Here is an 18,255-nt window from a genome sequence, read left to right on the forward strand (position 1 = left end):
TCAAACATCCAATTGATGGGCGTAATTACAAGTAATTAAAGAAGGTGACTATGACCAAACAATACATGGATTATTTAGAGTCAGTTGTTGACCAATTAACATTGGCAGCAGTTTTAGAGATGTTAGAACGAATTTGTCATAAAAAAGCCGAAAATTTGAGAACTCACTGGCAAGATGAAAATTCTGCCAAGCTTTGGGACAAAGCTGCCAGACAGATAGAACAGATAAATATTGATGTTTAATTCAGAAATATTGGGCGTTGTTGCGTGAATAAGCAAAATGGTAAATTTTACCTATCGCCGATGTTCGCTCGCCGCAAGCGCCCTGCATATGAAGACGAAAGCCTAGTACAAAGTTAAAAATTGGAACGCTTATGATGCTGCCCTCAAGCAACTAGGCAGTATAACTTTCGCTTGTGAATGAAGAGACCATCGAGCAGTGGCGCAATCAGCAAAAAACAGGGAAAAAGGTGGCAATCAAAGTAAGCTCCAAACCATTCTGGCTGGAATTGGAAGTAGCTTAACGTTCTTTCATCACTCTGGATAGATAAAAATAATTGTGCCTCAAATTTATCCAGAGTCGAATGTAATGTAAGCACAAAATTCATTGATGATATTTCGTTAAGATTGTCAACACAATACCAATGGCAAGTAATTTAGAACAAGTAAGTTTAGAGTCTAAAAGACTGATTCTACAAGTGATTTCCTGGGAATATACAGAAAATGTATTTCGAGAATTTACCAGGGAAATTACCACCTTTATGTATCCAAAGCCAGCATCTAGTCTTAGTGAAACTGAAAAGATAATCAGAGATATGATTATACAACGAGAAAATCACACTGACCTAGTATTAGTAATTCTTAAGAAAGATAATTTAGAATTTTTAGGAATTTGCGAGGTTGGTGCTATAGATACTCATACACCGGAGTTAGGAATTTGGCTTAAGAAATCCGCTCATAGTCATGGTTTTGGTAGAGAGGCAATTGATATACTAAAAAACTGGGTAGATAAAAATTTGGAATACAATTATCTTTCCTACTCTGTTGATAAAAGAAATATCCCCAGTCGGAAAATAGCAGAAAGTATTGGCGGCAAAGTAGTTCGGGAGTTTCAACAGATTAACAAGAGCGGTAATCTTCTTGATGAGGTTGAATACAGGATTTATAAATAAACGGCATCTCCGGCTAAATACGCAAAAAATACTTTTAGAATTGTTAAAATTATCGTATCTCTCCAAGCCCAGTAAATACTTCCCCGCTAACCCTTGCGGGTGTAGCGAGGGGATGATGTCAAAAATTATGGTTGGGATGCTGAATTAGACTTCTTCTTTGCTGCCAAACAAGACTTTAATTCGTTGTTCAATCTCTTCGGATGAAACATCCTCTTGATGAGTCGCAATCCACCAATAATTTCCGTTTGGGTCTTTCACAGCCGCATGGCGATCACCCCAAAATTCATCATTTGGCTGCATCATTGAGATAGCACCCGCTTTGAGAGCATTGTCATAAGTTGTGTCAGTATTCTCCACATAGAGGTAAATGGAGCTTGGCATTGGCTTAAATTCACACCTTGCTTCACTCACCATTATTACTGAGTCGCCAATTTTGACTTCAGCATTCATGATGCTGCCTTCTGGATGTAAAGTACGACGAATTTCCTTGGCTGCAAAACCCTGTTTGAGAAACTCGATTAAGGTTGCTGCGCCTTCGACAAAAAGATACGGTGTAACAGTATGATAACCGGATGGAATAGGTTTAACTGCCATAATTGTTGCAGAGATAAAATAGTACAAATGTATTGTATTTCAGGCTAACTACATTTTCTGCAATCTTAAAACTCTGTATCAATTACCCTAGACATCTCCGAAAAAGAAGCTGAAACCTTTATCTTGTCTTGGTGAAAACCTAATTTCTGGGGATGTCTCCTATATATCAATTAAACAAATCCAAATCTGTCACAGCCCCAAGACTGCTAGAAGATACCAATTTGGCATATTTCGCCAACACGCCTTTAGTGTAACGTGGTACAGGAGGTTGCCAATTAGCATGACGACGAGCTAATTCATGATCAGATATGTTCAACTGCAAGAGACGTGCAGGTGCATCAATGGTAATACTATCGCCTTCTTCTACAAGAGCGATTGCACCACCCACGGCTGCTTCTGGAGCAACATGACCAACTACCATACCGTAAGTACCGCCAGAAAAGCGCCCATCGGTAATTAATCCCACCGCATCACCCAAGCCAGCACCAATAATTGCCGAAGTGGGAGCCAACATTTCTCGCATTCCAGGGCCACCCTTGGGCCCTTCGTAGCGGATAACCAAAATATCACCAGCTTGAATTTTCCCCGCCAAAATTGCATCTAAAGAAGCTTCTTCCGACTCAAACACCCTTGCAGTTCCGGTAATTACTGGTTTTTTCACGCCAGTAATTTTAGCGACAGCACCTTCTGTTGCCAGATTACCTCTGAGGATGGCTAAGTGTCCTTGGGGATACATCGGGTTATTCCAAGTCCGAATTACATCTTGATTAACAGATGGTTCTTCGGGTATGTCTGCTAATATCTCTGCAATTGTTTGACCAGTGATGGTCAGGCAATCACCATGTAACAAGTCATGCACGAGTAGCATCTTCATGACTTGGGGAATGCCACCAGCTTCGTGCAAATCGGTAGCGACATACTTACCACTAGGTTTTAAATCACACAAAACGGGAACACGAGCGCGGATAGTTTCAAAGTCATCCAGAGTTAACTCTACATTAGCAGCGTGGGCGATCGCTAAAAAATGCAACACTGCATTGGTCGAACCACCCACCGCCATAATCACAGAGATGGCATTCTCTATAGATTTGCAGGTGATAATTTGGCTGGGTAAGATTTGTTTACGAATGGCTTCGACTAATACAAATGCTGATTTTTCCGTGCTGTCGGCTTTTTCGGCATCTTCGGCTGCCATTGTCGAAGAATAAGGTAAACTCATCCCCAGTGCTTCAAATGCTCCCGACATGGTGTTAGCCGTGAACATTCCCCCGCAGGAACCTGCACCAGGACAAGCATGACTTTCGACTTCTAATAATTCCTTGTCGTCAATTTTTCCAGCACTGTATTGACCAACAGCTTCAAAAGAACTGACAACAGTTAAATCGCGTCCGTTATAGTGACCAGGTTTAATTGTGCCACCGTAAACGAATATTGCAGGGATATTCATCCGCGCGATCGCTAGCATTGCTCCTGGCATATTTTTATCACAACCGCCAATGGCTAGTACACCATCCATACTTTGTCCAGTACAGGCGGTTTCAATGGAATCAGCAATGACTTCCCGCGACACTAGGGAATATTTCATCCCTTCAGTTCCCATCGAAATGCCGTCGCTGATGGTAATTGTGCCAAACATTTGTGGCATTGCTCCGGCAGACTTTATGCCAACTTCTGCTCTGAGCGCCAGTTGATTTATCCCCATATTGCAGGGCGTGATAGTGCTGTAACCATTGGCTATACCCACAATGGCTTTATTAAAATCTTCATCTTTAAAACCAACTGCACGCAGCATAGCTCGATTAGGCGATCGCTGCACCCCTTGGGTCACAATTTGGCTTCTTAAATTCTCCGACATCGTTACATCATCCTCTGACTTGCTGTGATTTGAATCATAAAATAAACTTTTAGCTTATGATATGCTTCAAAAAGCATTAACCATTTTATACTTCAAAAATCAGTTTCAAAGTAGAAAAACAACTTCTTTGGCGTAATATCCCATATTCCGCAGGTACGCTTGTAAATACGGGTAGATATAGCGTAGGCTGATACTAGTGACAAACTAAACGGTTTAGTTTCAAATCCAGGGAAAATTAAAAATTGTTAACAGGTTGATCCCAAAAGATGTTAACAAGTTTATATTTTAGCGAGTGTAAGCTGTTAACAAGTTTATGACTGACCCAATAGCCAAAGGTGGGCGAGGCCACAAAGCCCCCTACGAAACTACCCACGTCAGGATTGCTCTTGGGATCAAACCTGTTGTAGAAAGGCTTAGTGCCGTTTACCGTCAAAAATTTTTTGGCAATACAAACCCAGACAGCAATGGAGCAACTGAACTAATAGAACGAGTGGAAGCTGCGTTATCACCAGTTGTACCGACCGTTGAGAATTATCAACAAGTTTGCGTTCGCTACTTGGCATCGTTGCAGCTAGAGGAGCAAGCACCTGAATACAAAAAAGCAAAACAGCATATTGAGGCATTTATTCAAGAGTTAAAAATGGCGAGATTGCCACTGACTCCATCTTTGGAGAAGATGAATGTTGAAGCATTGCAACTATTGCGTCAAGAATTTAAAAATAATTGGTTGAGTTTCTTTGAAGCAATCTCAATCGAACCTGGGTATTTTCAGACCTTTGAAGAATTATTACAAGCTTTAGAACGAGAAATGGCTGTACCGTATGGGGATTTAGAATCTTATGAAAAAGATTTTCTTCGTGGTTGGGATGAGGTTTATAGCAAAGCGTGTGCTGAGGCTGACCGACGAAAACACGGGGCAAGTTCTAACTTCAACTGGTTTGAGCAGTAGTAGGTGTTCAACAAAAGGGACAAACATGGTAAATCTAGAACTTAATGATGAACAATTAAACATAATTTCAAAAGCTTGCGAACTTCTATCTCGAATTTACATGGGACAACTTGAAGAAGTAGCTTTGTTATTTTCTGAGTTGCCAGATGAGCAATATCAAGAATTAGTTGATACCTTAAAATCACTCAAGTCTATTATCAAAGTTACATCAAAACAATCAAACTCTGGAATCAGAGATGAAAATATCCCAGAAGTAGCTCGTCACGCTTACGATATTCATCAAGTAATCCGCTATTATTTAGCTCGGAAACACTTTCCCCAAGGTGGTGCTGCTGTTCATTTTGATTCGCCTAATGCTTACGGAAGTCTGTCTCTACCAACAATTAGTGAATAATTTTTTCAAATCAAATTGGTATTAATTTTTGACTGAGTTTAGTTGTTTTATTCAATAAAATATTGCTAAATATGAAAGATTTTTTAATAAACTTTAGTAAGTAACATTTTAACTCTACTTTCCTTTTTAGACGTAATCTTCAAATTGGAAAATACCGTTGTAAAATAGGATATAAAGAAGCAGCGATTGCCTCGAACTTATCACCATCTGGATAGGGACGAGAAATTTGTTCACCGTCTTCGTTCAACCATTCTTGCCGTATTGGATTATACTCAAGTGATAGAATAGCATTTCTCCACCAGCCCGATAATGCTAGATGTTCACTCCCCCAAAATAGCCGAAAATCAACCTTATTATTTCGATAAAATTCACTAATAGGATTAGCATAAGGACGGTTTTTTGGATCAAAAGTTTCGGTAAAATAGCCTTGAAAATTAACTATTAAAAGTCCTTTTTCAATTTCTGCTGTCAATTTAAAGCGAGAGTGTAGATAATGAGTAGATAAGATTTTGGCGGCTGCTAATTCAAATTCTATAGGTAAAGTAGATAAACTCATTAATTAATAATTCCCTTGAAGATTAATGCGAAGATTATTGAAAAACTAATGCCTTGAATAAAAACTGTTTACTACTAAGTTTTTTGATGTTCACTCAAGTCCTACAGTATCTCGTTTTGGTTTGCGTTGCCCAACACGTCGGGAAGACTTTTGAGGGGTTTTAGGCATTTCCTGTTGAGTTGCTTTTTCATCTAGTGTCTTCTCTTCTAATGTGGGAGTGCCGATAATATTTGTCTTTAGTGGTGCTTCACTAATTGAAGAATCAGCAAGTTTTGTTTTCTTACGAGTTTGTTTTTTCTTTGGTGCTGGCTCTATAGACGTTTCATCTGGTGTTGTAAAAGTCGCTTCATCATCGCTATTCCTGACAGGCTTTTTACGAGTTCGTTTCGCTCTTGACGTTGGTTTGTCAGATTTTGGGGGCGATGCAACTACATCATTATCCCCCTTAGATAAATCCACAGCAGCTTTTGGTACAGAGGTCGAACCCATACCTATCTGTAGCAAATGCCACAAATGTTCACGGCGACTTTCCATGTAAGAGAGTTTTTGTTCACCCTCAGTGGTATCCAAAGCCATACGTTCACATTGGGCTAGTGTGAGCGTATGTTCATGCAGTCGTTCTAAACTCAGAGTATCGTGACCATCATGCAACGCTGCTGCCACAGCCCGGATAAGCCAGTCCTTGAGTACCCCAACACAACCAATGGAACGCTCATAAAAGTAAAGCCAATGCTGCATCAACTCCTTGACATCAACATTCATAGGTACTTGCATTAGGAGTGCCAATAATGCGGCTTGAAAATCCTGACGGTCTTGTTCATTCTGATACAAATAACGTGGAAAATGGATATCCAGTCCCCGCCGGGATGCTTGACCACTTAAATTGCGGAAATTGAGCAGTTCGTAAGTCCCAATCAGAATGTGTAGCACTCCCGTAACATTGGTCATGGACTTAATCCAGTCCAACTGGTCTAAAAGCTTACCAGCACTTGCGCCAGTCCCAATCTTCATTAAGTGCTGTGCTTCATCCAAAATCACCGCCCGCACTCCACGTTTGGTCATCGCTTCTTCTAATGCGTGACGCAGTTCAGGCGAATCATTAAACTGGGCTGTTTTAGTCCGCCCACGCCCTTTCTTCTCCCAAGTTTGTTCCGCGTCAATATCTATCAGCATCCGCCGCTCATAGAATGGTTCTCCCAAAAGTTTCAGTGCAGTGCGGTAATAATCTGCCCGATTAAATACTCCACCATCCGGTGGTCGTGTTTCTAACAGCAATAACGGCATTGGGGGCCCAGAGCCGTTACGATAGCTTAAGGAATTGGATATACCCGGTAACTGTTCGGCTACATTTTCATTTAACCGTTTAGCAATCTGCCGAATCATCGTTGTCTTGCCCACACCGCTTGGCCCATAAACCAACACATGAGCAAATCCGGCGGGTTCTCGAATCGCACGCATCAACAACATATCTACCCGTGCTAACTGGGGATGTAAAACTGCATACTCCTTAAACTGAGTAAGTTTCGACTGTATTTCGCCGTTAAGATTGTCGGTTAAAAATTTGTCCATTAACGGTATTCCCCTAGTATCGGCAGTTGTGTGAGATCCAACAGTTCAACGTTGTTTTGCAGTGGTGGCAATTGTTCGTCATTTTGACTGTGTGCTTCCATAGTCGGCTCAAGAGTGCTGACTCTTGGGAACTGGGATACACCTTCAGTATTGGGTGTTACATTCTCTAGTACCCCAACCGCTTCCAAATCCCGTAACCGTTGCATGAGCAAGGTTTCATGTTCTTGCACCGCCGCGATGAAGTCGGCAAGGCGTTTGGCAGAGATATTTGTACTCACAGCATTACGCTTATCTTGTTGTCTAATTTCTTGGGCAGCTAATAGCACTTCTTTCTCCGTGCGTCCGGCAAAGGTGCTGTAATACTGGGAGATACATTTGACCCATCTTCCCTCTAAGTACGCATAAGCTACACCCATATCAAAAGGGTCATAGCGCACACTGACTTTGGTCTTTTCGACAACCGGATTGCGGAAAGCATCGTTCCAGTAATAAAGATAATTGACTTTTATTCCCTGTCCAGGCTGGACTTTAGCGTTGCCTTTGGGTGTACTAGGGCGTGTTGCCATGAGGAAGTCTTCGTTGTATGCAATGCGTCGGTGTTCCCTCTCCCCAGTGGCAGCAATAGCGTCGGTATAAACTTGTAATGGTGTCTCACCCAAGGAATCATGTATGCTCGTGTCATAAATGGTGTATGCCCACTCACACAGGTAGGTATATAAATCTGCCAATGTCCAAACGGCAAGTTGTTTGGGGTCAACAGAGGAAGTAAGTTGACGCGGCTGCTTACTGGCTTGGGTGTTGCCCAGTAAGTTAAAGATAAATTCAGTATTGGTTGTGCCGAATAATCTCTCAACTACTGAGCCAAAACGAGGTTTACCACCGGGTCTTGTCTTTTTAATGCAGTGGTAACGTGCTAATAAGGTATCAAAGTAAACGCTATGAAATTCCTTGCCGCCATCTACAACTACGGATTGGGGAAAACGACCCTCACGCTGGACACACAACCGTAGTGCCATCATGCAAGACCTGTAAGAAGGTGGGTCAAAGGTAAGATAAACTGCTAAGATGCGTCGGGAGTAGGCATCAATCAGTAATGTCAGCCAAGGTCGTCCTAAGTTCCGACCAGTTACTTGGGAACGTAATTCGATATCGAGTTGGGTGTGGTCAAGATGGCAGATAGCAAAGGGTCTGTCTCCATGCCTGGGTGTAGTTTTAGCTAGTTCTAAAACAATCGGTTCTGTTGCGTATGCGGCTTTTGCCCCCTGACGTTTTAAAGTCTGCTCATGGATGGGACGCTTTTTTAGGCGAGTATAAAATGTGCGCTGACTCAGTGGTGGGATGTTGGCAGCACAGCAGGCTCTTGTATAGGCGCGATAAACGGAAGCGGCTGGGGCTTGTCTTGGTGTCTCAAAGTGTTCGGTAATAAATTGATCTAATAATTTGCTTGCATCTGTTGGTGCTTTGGGTAGGCGATTTCCTCTACTAGCGGTACGTGGGAGCAAACCAACATAACCGCAACCAAAAGTGGCTTCTGCTTCCCGAAACTGTTTGACCCATCGAGACAAGGTGCTTTGAGGTATGTCCTTATATATGTCTGTGCGGTGCTGGAAATATGCTTGTACTAGATGAAATCTGTGATTAGCTCTTTCTAGATCCGTAGGCGAGGCGGCATCCATCAATTCACGCACTTTTTCATTGATGGTTGTGTGTGTTTCTGAAGTATGAATTTTGATAGTGCCGCTATCAAATAATTGCAGAAAAAATGCTGTGGGCAGTTGCATTGGTTGCCCGACTTCAGGTAAAAGTGTGGTTGTCTTCTCGCCCAAGTTAACTAAAGTCCAAAGTTGTGCGTCCCAGACTAATAAGGTATTGGGCAAAAGTGTTGTGGGCGAGATGATTTGTTGATGATGCCCAGTTGTCCCTATGGCTAAATGTGTATGAGCAGTATGAGTTTGTTGGTCTGCCCATAATTGAACTCGCCAATGCTCCACTAGGGGAACTGCATACAAGTCTACGTAGAGTTGCTCTGTGGCAATCATGGCGTAGATATCGTTGGCACGCACTCCAGGTATGGTTGCAAGTGTAGTGGCTATGGTTGTTCCTGGAGTGGCTTGAACTGCTGAAGAGATTTGTTCTGTAATGGAGTGGGGGATATTGGCACTGAACCTAAAGTAATCTTCTAAAAACATTAGGTTTTGAGTGAATATGGGATTTAGTTCGGTATCGGTACGAACATGGTATTTGAGTCCAAATGATGCGGCATAAGCTTCTCCTGGTGGGCAATGCCAATGACCAGTTTCGGTTTTTTGGTAGCGTGAAGGGTATTTTTGGGCTAGTCGTTTTAATTCGGTTTCGGTTTTCCATTCTTCCCAGGCTGCACCACTTGAACGCAGTACGAAGAAGTCTGGGGTATGATAATGACCTATTTTTCGCCCGTTTTGGTTTTGGTACTGAATTTTAAATGGCGGTGGTTGATCATAGTACTCTAACACCTGGGGGTCATGTTCCATTTGATAAATCGCCCACAGTTCTACTGTGTGGCTCTCAAATTGAATGGTTTGACCCATTTTACGGCTAGGGTAAACTCCACTAACGTTCTTGGCGCGTCCTTGTACTCTGCGAGAAGGTGGCGCAGCGCGAATTGCGGCGATTAAGTCTTTGCAGGATGCCGTTAGTTGCTGTTGCTTACACCAATAATCAAATTCGTCGTCTGTCATGAGGTTTTTCTCCTTGCCAGGAGGCTGTTTCAGGCTTTCAGTCCGCCAGAAAAAACTACAGAGTCATAGTTTTAAGTGAAGTATATCTTGGAATTTTGAACCATATTTTGAATTGAAAGTTTAAGTTAGAGCAATTTTTTCTGAGATTTTTTGTCCAAGTTTTGTCTCTTTGTGTTTTTTCAACTCACTCTTTAATTATGCTTCAGAATTTTAACTCTATCTCATAATTTGATTCAAAGTTTGATGTTGTGATTGGTGAGAAAGCCCAAAATTGCGTTAACTCTTTCTCGATTTATGGTTCAAAATTTTTCTCATATTATGATTCAAAGGACACTTGCGTGTATGAGTATGATATGTAGCAAATTTTGATATGTCCAATATATATTTATGAATATTTGAGACTTATAAAATATCAAAACTATGGAACTACGACACCTGCGCTACTTCATTGCTGTAGCTGAGGAACTACACTTTAGTAAAGCCGCAGAGCGACTTCACATCGCTCAACCACCCTTAAGCCAGCAAATTCAGCAGCTAGAAGCAGAGCTAGGGGTAGAACTTTTTCAACGCAAAACTAAACGACAGGTGCAGCTAACGGAAGCCGGACAAGTATTTTTGCAAGAAGCTTATCAATTGTTCGCTCAACTGTCCAAGGCAATTGATCTGACTCAACGGACAGGTAGGGGTGAGAAGGGACAACTACGAGTAGGTTTCACCAGTTTGGTAACTTACGATTTGCTGCCTGTGATTTTGCGGCAATTTCGAGAGCAGTTTCTAGAGGTGGAGTTAGTGTTGCAGGAATTAACGACAACTCAGCAAGAACAAGCGCTATTTGATCGCCGCATCCATGTAGGTTTTGCCCATCCACCTTTAGAAGACAACACTTTCAATCAAGAATGTATTCATCAAGAAGGACTAATTGTAGCAATGCTCGTAACTCATTTCTTAGCTAGACAAGAAAATATTTCCGTGCGCGAGCTAAAAGACGAAAATTTTATTATGTTCCCCCGCTATTTGGGCCCTGGACTTTACGATCAAATCCTGAGTCTCTGCCAGCAGGGAAATTTCAGCCCAAAAGTGACGATAGAAGCAATCCAAATGCAGACAATTATCGGGCTAGTGTCAGGGGGAATGGGGATTGCGATCGTACCATCTTCTTTGCAAAATCTTCAAAGGGCTGGTGTAGTTTATCGCACTTTAGATGAAAAAACACCATTAGTAGAAACGGCTGTAGTGTGGCGACAAGAGGATATGACACCTGTTTTACGAGAGTTTCTACAAATTGTCAGAAGTGTCTGTGTTGAATTAATTAGATGAACCCCTACATTTTGTTAAACAACAAAATGTCCTTTGATATCAGTGGAAATATAAGTCTTTAAATTCTGTTCGCCTCTCTAATTGTGCAACCCACTGACTGATTTGGTCGCGTTTATCTTGAGATACACGGTCAATGGCTGCTTTAATAACTAATTTATGATAAATTTCACACAAAGAAGAAATCATGCTGATGTCTTGGCAATCTGACAAATAATCCGCGACTAATGTTAGATTTTCTTCGGTTAACCAGTCCTGAAGTTCATTAATCAGATTTTCATAATCTGCCTTCATCTTTTTAAACTTATTTTTTTCGTAATTGGATAATCTACTCCAAATAAATTTTTTTATGCTCTCTGGACGCTCAGACATAATTTTGGTGATGTCTGTCCATTCTTTGGCGTAGCGAACACGGTAAACTAAAGATTCTATACTTAATTCAAATGTTTGCTCTGGGCAATCAAGTAGCTCAACAGCATAATTTAGCTCACTAAGAGTTAGTTCTGGGCAGTTTAAAAACCAATCTCTAACTGTAAAACCATAAAACACTAATTTCTTTTCTTGGTTTCTAAACTTGCGCTTTTTAGCTTCAATAATTGGTGTAAGTAAAGATGGACGAACTTCGGGTGGTACTTCTTTAAACTGGATATCAGATTCAGAAATAATCATCGGCACGCCAGAATTTTCTGTAGTAGAAGATTCTTCTAATACCCATCTAAAAGATTTGCCACAATTGGGGCAATCTACCTCATATTGAATGACAAATTCGGCTTTTTCGTAACTAAAGCAATCTTTGGTGCGAATCAGACTAGGCATTGGTTTGAACACATGGTGGCAGTGAGGGCAACACCTGCTTCCTTGAGTATCTGGGTCGCAAGAAACTGGCTCAAGGCTCCATTTTCGATTGTCGCAGGGACGACCTAGCCGAAACCAGTTATCAGTCATGTCCAAGATAGTGGCATAATCTTTTCCCGGTGCAGGACGTAATACTCTACCAATCATTTGTAACCACAAGGTAACACTGCTAGTCGGTCGAGCAATGACGGCAGCACTAGAGTCTGGGCAATCAAAGCCCTCAGTTAAAATTGCACAATTGCTAATTACCTGTGTTTGTCCACTACGAAATCGGTCTAAAATAGCTTGACGCTCATCATTTGGCGTTTCGCCATCAAGATGTTCGCAGGTGATGCCATCAGCGCAAAATGCTGCGGCAATTTGTTTGGAGTGGATAACGTTAACAGCAAAAATTACTGTCTTTTTACCAGCACAAAAATTCTGCCACTGCTTTAATACTTCAGATGGTTTGTAGTCAGAAGCAACTTCCTCCAATTCTTTTCTAGTAAAGTCACGTTTTTGAGGAACTTTGTGTCGAGAATATTTAAAACCAGCAATCAATTTGTAATCTGTTAAATATCCCAAGGCAATTAATTCCTTAGTGGAAATTGAGCAAATCAACTGGTCAAAAATATCTCGCAATCCATATCCGTCTTCTCTTCTTGGTGTGGCTGTCAACCCTAAAACTAGTGCATGGGGGTAAGCGTCTAGTAATTTACGGTAACTGTTAGCTGAAGAATGATGAGCTTCATCAATAATGACTAGTTGTGCAGATGGATAAGTTTGACGACGAGCCAGAGTTTGGATACTTGCTATCTGAAGGGGCGAGTCAGTAGATTTGTAACCAGCTTTGATGATTCCTGGCTGCAATTTAGTCACGGCTGTCAGTTTTTCTGCTGCTTGGAGAATTAACTCCTCTCTGTGAGCCACTACTAATACACCTTCACCTTGGGCTGTCATCTTAGATGCGATCTCCGCAAAAATGACTGTCTTGCCACCACCTGTACTAAGTTGTAATAATACCTTTCTAATTCCACTAGACCACGCAGCAAAAGTTTTTGAAACTAAATCTTGTTGGTAATCACGCAGGTTGAACATGAAGAGTAATTGTTGCTCCTTGTTCTAGAAAAAATTAGAGTCTTTTTAGTGATTTTATGTTGAGGGCTGCTTTCAATATATTTTAACAATTAATTAATAGCTAAAAGCGATTCTGTAGCTTGACGTTGCCGCATACATCGCCCCAAACCCAAACCTCACCCCATCCACGTCACCCAATCGGGAACCGCCTCCACCAACTGTTCAAACACCTGCGGCTCTTGCTCATCAATCGCCATCATTACGCCCCAGCGCTCGTCACTATTGAGGGTGGAGAGGAACTGTTTGACTGCATCAACCCCATGCGTTACCCGTGACATCGCAAGCGTTGCGTAAGATTTGACCTGCCCCCACCATGAATCAGTGAGGTTGTCTTGCCCGTCCATACCCCTGCAATTATCATTAATGGGGAGTTTGGATACTGATGTTGTGTCAGCAACTTGAGTTTGTATATCTATATTATTAGTGACTGACAGTTAGTAGATTTATGGACAAATATCCTAAATCGCTACTTTACCCGGAGTAATCCGAGAAGGGCAAACTGCAATACCCGCTATCCCTAAGCTAAAAGCCGCAGGGACTACCTTTCTTGTTATATTCAGACTAGCGTTAATATCTGCATGGATAAATCTTCCATTAGCACATTGGTACCAAGCCCTTTTGATTCTCTTGCCACTAAAACTATGTTTCACGCCTTCTTGATAAACTGGGATTGGATCTAAGTCCAAGAATGATGAAGCCGATGTATAGCTTTCTTCGTTAATCAAAACGGTCATAGCAACTAATTCAGCTTTGTATTTTAACTGCTCAATAAACCGCGCATGAGGAATACTCACGAAGTTCTGATTAGTTGTTGTACCCAGATTAATTTCTTGTTTCCATTGGTCATTTTTACCAATCACCAATGTACCAATACCCGCACTAGCTAAGTGATTAATAATCCATCGGCTGGCATTGTGCAGATAATTATCAATCCGGTTGTTACGCTTGCAAGTTAATGCTTGAATCCGGCGTGATGTTTTAGCGTTACCCTTGAGTTGAGATTGCAGACGAGCTTTAGCTTTGTTGTATTGTTGGTTGATAGCTTTTAGTGGTCGTCCGTTAACAAGAACTGGTTTGAATCCGGGCTTGTTTGAAGTTAACGCCGCTAAATTATCTAATCCGATATCAATACCAGCTACCCAATCAGGATTTAATTGTTGTGGCGTTGCGTCTTGCAAATACACCACTTCAACTACATACTGTCCGCACTGGGGAATTAGGCGCACTTGCTGAATGTTGCTGGCTTTTGTAAGAAATTGGATTTCAGTTTGAGATAATTTGATTACTCCTTGTTTTAGTAACGGTTTTGAAATTGCACCAAGTTCGTAAATTACGATATTTCGCCCCTTTTCTTTATTTTTGTACTTGGGCAATTTCGGACAACCTTTGAACTTTGACGGGTTTTGCTTGTAAGCTTTGTGTGTCTCAAAAAATGATTTCCAATTCCGGTGCAACACCATCAATACTTGATTGCTTACCTTTCTTGGCAAAGCCGTGTATGATTCATGGTGTTTTACTAGATGGAATATGGCTGCATTATTGAGATACTTACCGTCAAAAATGAATGATTGCCGAACTAAATAGTTGACGTAGTTATACAGATTCTTAGAACGCCATGCTAAATCATCTATTTCTTTGTAAAATTGATGATTTGTTTTGACAATATGACGCTCTACTAATCTCATTCTTCTGCTCCATTGCGATGCAGTTCTGCTATGATTTTCTCCATTTTACGCTTTGCTCTTCGCAATCCATAAATGCGTTGCACAAATGAGGTAATTACAGAAACTAAATCCTGCATTAGCTCATCTTTTCCGTTGTCAGCATCATTCACAATCTCTAGTCTTTAACAGTACTCATGTACTAATAGTTCGAGTTAATATAACCTGTAGTGCAGATTTAAACAATCTAACCATCGGCAAGTATTCTCATCAATTAGGGTGTTAAAGCCAGAAAGCATTATGAGATAAAGGTTTGAGAAATTACAGTGTCTACGTAACCAAGCAATTAACCCTCAGAGGTTATTTATAAAGTAAATCTAAAAGCGAGAAGAAAAGATTTATGGCGAGGATAAAATACTTCATACACAGTGTATTTACATAGTTAGTTATGGCGCGAAAGTCTTACCCTACAGACTTAACTGATATGGAGTGGGAAATCCTGGCTCCCTTGATTCCAGCAGCTAAAGAAGGAGGGCATCCACGTACAACAGATATGCGTGAAATATGCAATGCCATCTACTATCACTTGAAAACTGGGTGTCAATGGAATATGCTTCCAGGGGACTTTCCACCAAGCTCGACTGTATACCACTACTACCGCAAATGGCAGCGTCAGGGGGTTTGGGAAAAATTAAACCATACATTGCGTGGTCAAGTTCGCACAAAATTAGGTAAATCAACACAACCTAGCGCGATAGCCGCAGATAGTCAGTCGGTCAAGACTGATCAAAAAAAGGGGATGTGTATGGTTTTGATGGATGTAAAAAGGTAAAAGGAAGAAAGCGGCAGACTTTGGTTGATAGCTTGGGACTTTTGTTAAAAGTCGTTGTGAGTGAAGCGAATGCCCCGGAACGATTACTGGCTGCCTATGCACTCATGGAACTATTAGAGGAACGCCCGGAATTACTGGAAAAAGTGGAAGTTTTATGGGTTGATTCCGGTTATGACGGTGATAAAGAAAGCTCTTTCGGTTTGGCTGATGATCCAAGCTCATGTTGAAGTCATAAGACGTACCGAAAAAGAATTTCAGGTTTTACCTAAACGTTGGGTAGTCGAAAGAACATTTGGTTGGTTCAACCAGTACCATCGTCTCAGTAAGGATTATGAGCGTCTTTCAGAGATGAGCGAAGCAGCCATATATGCTGTTATGACTAGGATTATGCTACGTCGTCTTGTATCCTAAAGATTTACTTTATAAATAGTCTCTCATACAACTTGATAAAAAACTATCATTAGGCTGATGCAGTAAACCTTGTTTTAGGATTTTTGGGTCTTACCTTTTACATCCAACGTGTGGACGAAAGGTAAGATTGATGCGGGATTTTGCTGGCACTGGGTGAAATATGTAAAAACCTAGTTTTCCTTCTGGGGCGATCGCCGATTCTTGTGCGGTTGCTTTTCACTATTTGACCAGTTTCATTCGCTTTTGACGAGCGAAAGCGCCAGCCTGCCGTAGTGCCGCAGTTGGGTTCGGGTGAGCAAAGAACTCTTCAACTGCCGCCTTCAGTCCTTCAAAAACAACTGGCTCGTGGCGGGCATAGATGTAAACTGATTGCTGAACTGATACTTCAAGATTGGACATTGCTAGACAAAGACTGTCATCTGAACGCAATCAAAGCTTGCTGAGTTCAGCAAGGTGGTATCCCACAACGCCTTGAGGAAATTCCCCAAGGCTCCATTCCAATCTCGCGGTAGATGATTGCCGCAATTGGAACATTTAAAGATTTTTTGTCCGCCTAATGAATAGTGGATATGCCCACAACGAGAACAAGTCTTACTGGTGAATTCTTCAGTGTGCCGGATCAAAACCGAGCCATTTCTGGCACATTGATGCTCTAACACTTGACTGAAGCGATATGGAGCAAAGCTCAACATTGACCGCGCCGTTTTGCTTTTGATTTTACGCACGGCGCGACAAACCATTTGAGATGTTTCGTAAGTTGGTAAGGCAATCACCCTGTAGTTCTTGGCCACCCAAGATGCAACTTGGCGGTGCATTTCATCCACAAGATTGCGAATCCGTCTTGTTACCCGCTTCATCTTTTGGGATAGCCGATAGCGCAGATGACGGTTCTTGAAACCTTTAGATAAATCCCTGAATGAACGGAGTTTATCTAACCATTGACATAATCTGACAATTCGATGAATGTCACCATTGCCAAACTCAATCATCTTCTGACCATCAAAACCTGTGAGGAATGTCCGCACACCAGGGTCAAAAGCAATGAACGCATCTTTGTTATTGTCAACGACTTCTACATCCTCTGGTAATGAAATGTAGAATCGACTATGTTTATATGTGACTTCTGGAGTATAAGGATTAGAGATTGGGCAAAACCTGACACCATTATCAACACACTCAAACGCTGGTAGCTCACCCCAGTACTGCGGTAGCAATCGACCTTTGTTTAAATCAGATGCAATCTTAAACTGTAATGTCTGCGATGAGTCACGAATAGAGCGAAACTTGGCAATCTTCAACCCAGCTTGTGGATGTGGCTTTTTGTCTTTACCCTTACTAATAGTTTTGGGATGGCGCTGTGTCGTACTCCACGCTGAGTATGCCTCCATAACAGCTTGATCCAAAATCGCTGCGGGTAGCTCATTTTTTAACCAGTCTGGTCGGATGTGGGCTTTAAAAAAGGTCTTGAATGCTTGTTTTCCTGTGCCTCCAATCCCTGTTCTGTCAAATCCCTGCTTTTGATTGAGGTAGGCTATTGCCATGTTGTAGGTTTTACGATTCAGCCTTACCCACTTCATTAACAATTGCTCTTGTTCTAGTGTTAATATCATCCGGTATTGCGTGCAAACCTTTACGGATTTCCTGTTTGTATTTTCTGAGTCCGTACAGTCGGCAACTGAAGACATGGATGATTGCCAGAATATCCTCAACCATTTCTCGCTCTGGAGATAACTGAGCTTGGTTGAGAACCACGAGTTCACAATTGCATTTTTCGCACAACCATTGGATGAGTTTAAATCCAAATCTGCATAATCTGTCTTTATGGCAGACCACAACCATTCTGACATCGCCTGCGAGAACTCGTTCCAGTATGGCAAGTAACTTTTTTCTTCGGAAGTTGAGTCCGCTTCCGACTTCTTGGATGACTTCACTACTGGGGTAACGAGCGACAAGAAACTGTATTTGTCTTTCCAGGTCAGACTGTTGAGTGTGGCGAGAAACCCTGCCCTAGAGGATGATTGCTTTGTCTGTTCTTTGAGTTGGTAGGACGGAATCAATGTCATATCTCCTCTGTCCGTTTGGGGTTCTGATTGTCTTAATCTTTCCTGATTCTTCCCCTCGCCGCAGTGTTTTAAGTGTTACTCTAAACACTGATTGTGGCTTTCTGGCTGGGACATAGTAAGTCATTACTACTTTTGTATTAATACATTTATACTAGCATGAAATGTCCAGCAATGTTTAGTTAAGTACAGTTAATCGTT

Annotated in this window: 16 protein-coding genes and 2 pseudogenes; 6 read left to right on the forward strand and 12 right to left on the reverse strand. The window is 41.6% G+C overall.

Features of this window, described 5'->3' with window-relative positions; genetic code table 11:
• The first annotated feature begins 50 nt into the window (after positions 1-50).
• Positions 51-242 carry a hypothetical protein gene (locus GSQ19_RS26740; RefSeq protein WP_011316356.1) on the forward strand — a complete coding sequence of 64 codons (192 nt, stop codon included), beginning with the start codon at positions 51-53 and terminating at the stop codon, positions 240-242.
• Positions 243-643: 401 nt separating this feature from the next.
• Entirely contained in the window at positions 644-1,171 is a 528-nt protein-coding gene (locus tag GSQ19_RS26745) for a GNAT family N-acetyltransferase (protein WP_011316357.1), read from the forward strand.
• A 144-nt stretch (positions 1,172-1,315) separates the two neighbouring features.
• Here the strand turns inward: GSQ19_RS26745 and GSQ19_RS26750 are convergent, their stop codons facing one another.
• Positions 1,316-1,765, reverse strand: a complete 450-nt coding sequence (locus tag GSQ19_RS26750) for a VOC family protein (RefSeq protein WP_011316358.1) — start codon at positions 1,763-1,765, stop codon at positions 1,316-1,318.
• 166 nt (positions 1,766-1,931) lie between these two features.
• Positions 1,932-3,620 (reverse strand): dihydroxy-acid dehydratase, encoded by a 1,689-nt coding sequence (ilvD, locus tag GSQ19_RS26755; RefSeq protein WP_011316359.1) that lies wholly within the window; start codon positions 3,618-3,620, stop codon positions 1,932-1,934.
• 313 nt (positions 3,621-3,933) lie between these two features.
• Here ilvD and GSQ19_RS30130 point away from each other — a divergent pair, with 313 nt between their 5' ends.
• Both GSQ19_RS30130 and GSQ19_RS26765 read left to right on the forward strand, forming a co-directional pair.
• Positions 3,934-4,569, forward strand: a complete 636-nt coding sequence (locus tag GSQ19_RS30130) for a hypothetical protein (protein WP_011316360.1) — start codon at positions 3,934-3,936, stop codon at positions 4,567-4,569.
• 25 nt (positions 4,570-4,594) lie between these two features.
• Positions 4,595-4,963 (forward strand): hypothetical protein, encoded by a 369-nt coding sequence (locus GSQ19_RS26765; protein ID WP_041456053.1) that lies wholly within the window; start codon positions 4,595-4,597, stop codon positions 4,961-4,963.
• Positions 4,964-5,102: 139 nt separating this feature from the next.
• Here the strand turns inward: GSQ19_RS26765 and GSQ19_RS26770 are convergent, their stop codons facing one another.
• From GSQ19_RS26770 to GSQ19_RS26780, 3 genes are all read right to left on the reverse strand, one after another.
• A complete protein-coding gene (locus GSQ19_RS26770; protein WP_011316362.1) occupies positions 5,103-5,519 on the reverse strand; it encodes a hypothetical protein in 417 nt (138 codons plus the stop codon).
• 90 nt (positions 5,520-5,609) lie between these two features.
• Positions 5,610-7,088, reverse strand: a complete 1,479-nt coding sequence (locus tag GSQ19_RS26775) for an ATP-binding protein (RefSeq protein ID WP_011316363.1) — start codon at positions 7,086-7,088, stop codon at positions 5,610-5,612.
• Entirely contained in the window at positions 7,088-9,805 is a 2,718-nt protein-coding gene (locus GSQ19_RS26780; protein ID WP_011316364.1) for a TnsA endonuclease N-terminal domain-containing protein, read from the reverse strand. The genes GSQ19_RS26775 and GSQ19_RS26780 overlap by 1 nt, the downstream gene beginning before the upstream one ends.
• Positions 9,806-10,225: 420 nt before the next feature.
• Between GSQ19_RS26780 and GSQ19_RS26785 the strand changes: the two genes are divergently transcribed.
• Positions 10,226-11,122, forward strand: a complete 897-nt coding sequence (locus tag GSQ19_RS26785; RefSeq protein ID WP_011316365.1) for a LysR family transcriptional regulator — start codon at positions 10,226-10,228, stop codon at positions 11,120-11,122.
• A 39-nt stretch (positions 11,123-11,161) separates the two neighbouring features.
• Here GSQ19_RS26785 and GSQ19_RS26790 read toward each other — a convergent pair whose 3' ends face one another.
• From GSQ19_RS26790 to GSQ19_RS26805, 4 genes are all read right to left on the reverse strand, one after another.
• On the reverse strand, positions 11,162-13,051 hold the full coding sequence (locus GSQ19_RS26790) for a DEAD/DEAH box helicase (RefSeq protein WP_011316366.1): 1,890 nt from the start codon (positions 13,049-13,051) through the stop codon (positions 11,162-11,164).
• A 155-nt stretch (positions 13,052-13,206) separates the two neighbouring features.
• Positions 13,207-13,368, reverse strand: a complete 162-nt coding sequence (locus GSQ19_RS26795) for a hypothetical protein (protein ID WP_224311721.1) — start codon at positions 13,366-13,368, stop codon at positions 13,207-13,209.
• A 180-nt stretch (positions 13,369-13,548) separates the two neighbouring features.
• On the reverse strand, positions 13,549-14,775 hold the full coding sequence (locus GSQ19_RS26800) for an RNA-guided endonuclease InsQ/TnpB family protein (protein WP_011316368.1): 1,227 nt from the start codon (positions 14,773-14,775) through the stop codon (positions 13,549-13,551).
• On the reverse strand, positions 14,772-14,924 hold the full coding sequence (locus GSQ19_RS26805; protein WP_011316369.1) for a transposase: 153 nt from the start codon (positions 14,922-14,924) through the stop codon (positions 14,772-14,774). Before GSQ19_RS26805 ends, GSQ19_RS26800 begins: the two co-directional genes overlap by 4 nt.
• Positions 14,925-15,199: 275 nt before the next feature.
• Between GSQ19_RS26805 and GSQ19_RS26810 the strand changes: the two are divergent.
• Positions 15,200-15,994: pseudogene (locus GSQ19_RS26810) on the forward strand (IS5 family transposase).
• A gap of 219 nt (positions 15,995-16,213) precedes the next feature.
• On the opposite strand, the gene GSQ19_RS26815 reads toward GSQ19_RS26810, so the two are convergent.
• From GSQ19_RS26815 to GSQ19_RS26825, 3 genes and pseudogenes are all read right to left on the reverse strand, one after another.
• On the reverse strand, positions 16,214-16,393 hold the full coding sequence (locus GSQ19_RS26815) for a hypothetical protein (protein WP_011316371.1): 180 nt from the start codon (positions 16,391-16,393) through the stop codon (positions 16,214-16,216).
• Between the two features lie 2 nt (positions 16,394-16,395).
• Positions 16,396-17,604, reverse strand: a complete 1,209-nt coding sequence (locus GSQ19_RS26820; RefSeq protein WP_041457303.1) for an RNA-guided endonuclease InsQ/TnpB family protein — start codon at positions 17,602-17,604, stop codon at positions 16,396-16,398.
• A pseudogene (locus GSQ19_RS26825) lies at positions 17,546-18,181 on the reverse strand (IS607 family transposase). Before GSQ19_RS26825 ends, GSQ19_RS26820 begins: the two are co-directional and overlap by 59 nt.
• Positions 18,182-18,255: the final 74 nt, after the last annotated feature.

Source organism: Trichormus variabilis 0441, from assembly GCF_009856605.1.
Taxonomy (GTDB): domain Bacteria; phylum Cyanobacteriota; class Cyanobacteriia; order Cyanobacteriales; family Nostocaceae; genus Trichormus; species Trichormus variabilis.

Bases quoted from the DNA above. Each gene is read 5' to 3' on its own strand.
- GSQ19_RS26740 (WP_011316356.1), top strand. From the start codon at position 51: ATGACCAAACAATACATGGATTATTTAGAGTCAGTTGTTGACCAATTA.
- GSQ19_RS26745 (WP_011316357.1), top strand. From the start codon at position 644: ATGGCAAGTAATTTAGAACAAGTAAGTTTAGAGTCTAAAAGACTGATT.
- GSQ19_RS26750 (WP_011316358.1), bottom strand. From the start codon at position 1,765: ATGGCAGTTAAACCTATTCCATCCGGTTATCATACTGTTACACCGTAT.
- ilvD (WP_011316359.1), bottom strand. From the start codon at position 3,620: ATGTCGGAGAATTTAAGAAGCCAAATTGTGACCCAAGGGGTGCAGCGA.
- GSQ19_RS30130 (WP_011316360.1), top strand. From the start codon at position 3,934: ATGACTGACCCAATAGCCAAAGGTGGGCGAGGCCACAAAGCCCCCTAC.
- GSQ19_RS26765 (WP_041456053.1), top strand. From the start codon at position 4,595: ATGGTAAATCTAGAACTTAATGATGAACAATTAAACATAATTTCAAAA.
- GSQ19_RS26770 (WP_011316362.1), bottom strand. From the start codon at position 5,519: ATGAGTTTATCTACTTTACCTATAGAATTTGAATTAGCAGCCGCCAAA.
- GSQ19_RS26775 (WP_011316363.1), bottom strand. From the start codon at position 7,088: ATGGACAAATTTTTAACCGACAATCTTAACGGCGAAATACAGTCGAAA.
- GSQ19_RS26780 (WP_011316364.1), bottom strand. From the start codon at position 9,805: ATGACAGACGACGAATTTGATTATTGGTGTAAGCAACAGCAACTAACG.
- GSQ19_RS26785 (WP_011316365.1), top strand. From the start codon at position 10,226: ATGGAACTACGACACCTGCGCTACTTCATTGCTGTAGCTGAGGAACTA.
- GSQ19_RS26790 (WP_011316366.1), bottom strand. From the start codon at position 13,051: ATGTTCAACCTGCGTGATTACCAACAAGATTTAGTTTCAAAAACTTTT.
- GSQ19_RS26795 (WP_224311721.1), bottom strand. From the start codon at position 13,368: ATGTCACGGGTAACGCATGGGGTTGATGCAGTCAAACAGTTCCTCTCC.
- GSQ19_RS26800 (WP_011316368.1), bottom strand. From the start codon at position 14,775: ATGAGATTAGTAGAGCGTCATATTGTCAAAACAAATCATCAATTTTAC.
- GSQ19_RS26815 (WP_011316371.1), bottom strand. From the start codon at position 16,393: ATGTCCAATCTTGAAGTATCAGTTCAGCAATCAGTTTACATCTATGCC.
- GSQ19_RS26820 (WP_041457303.1), bottom strand. From the start codon at position 17,604: ATGATATTAACACTAGAACAAGAGCAATTGTTAATGAAGTGGGTAAGG.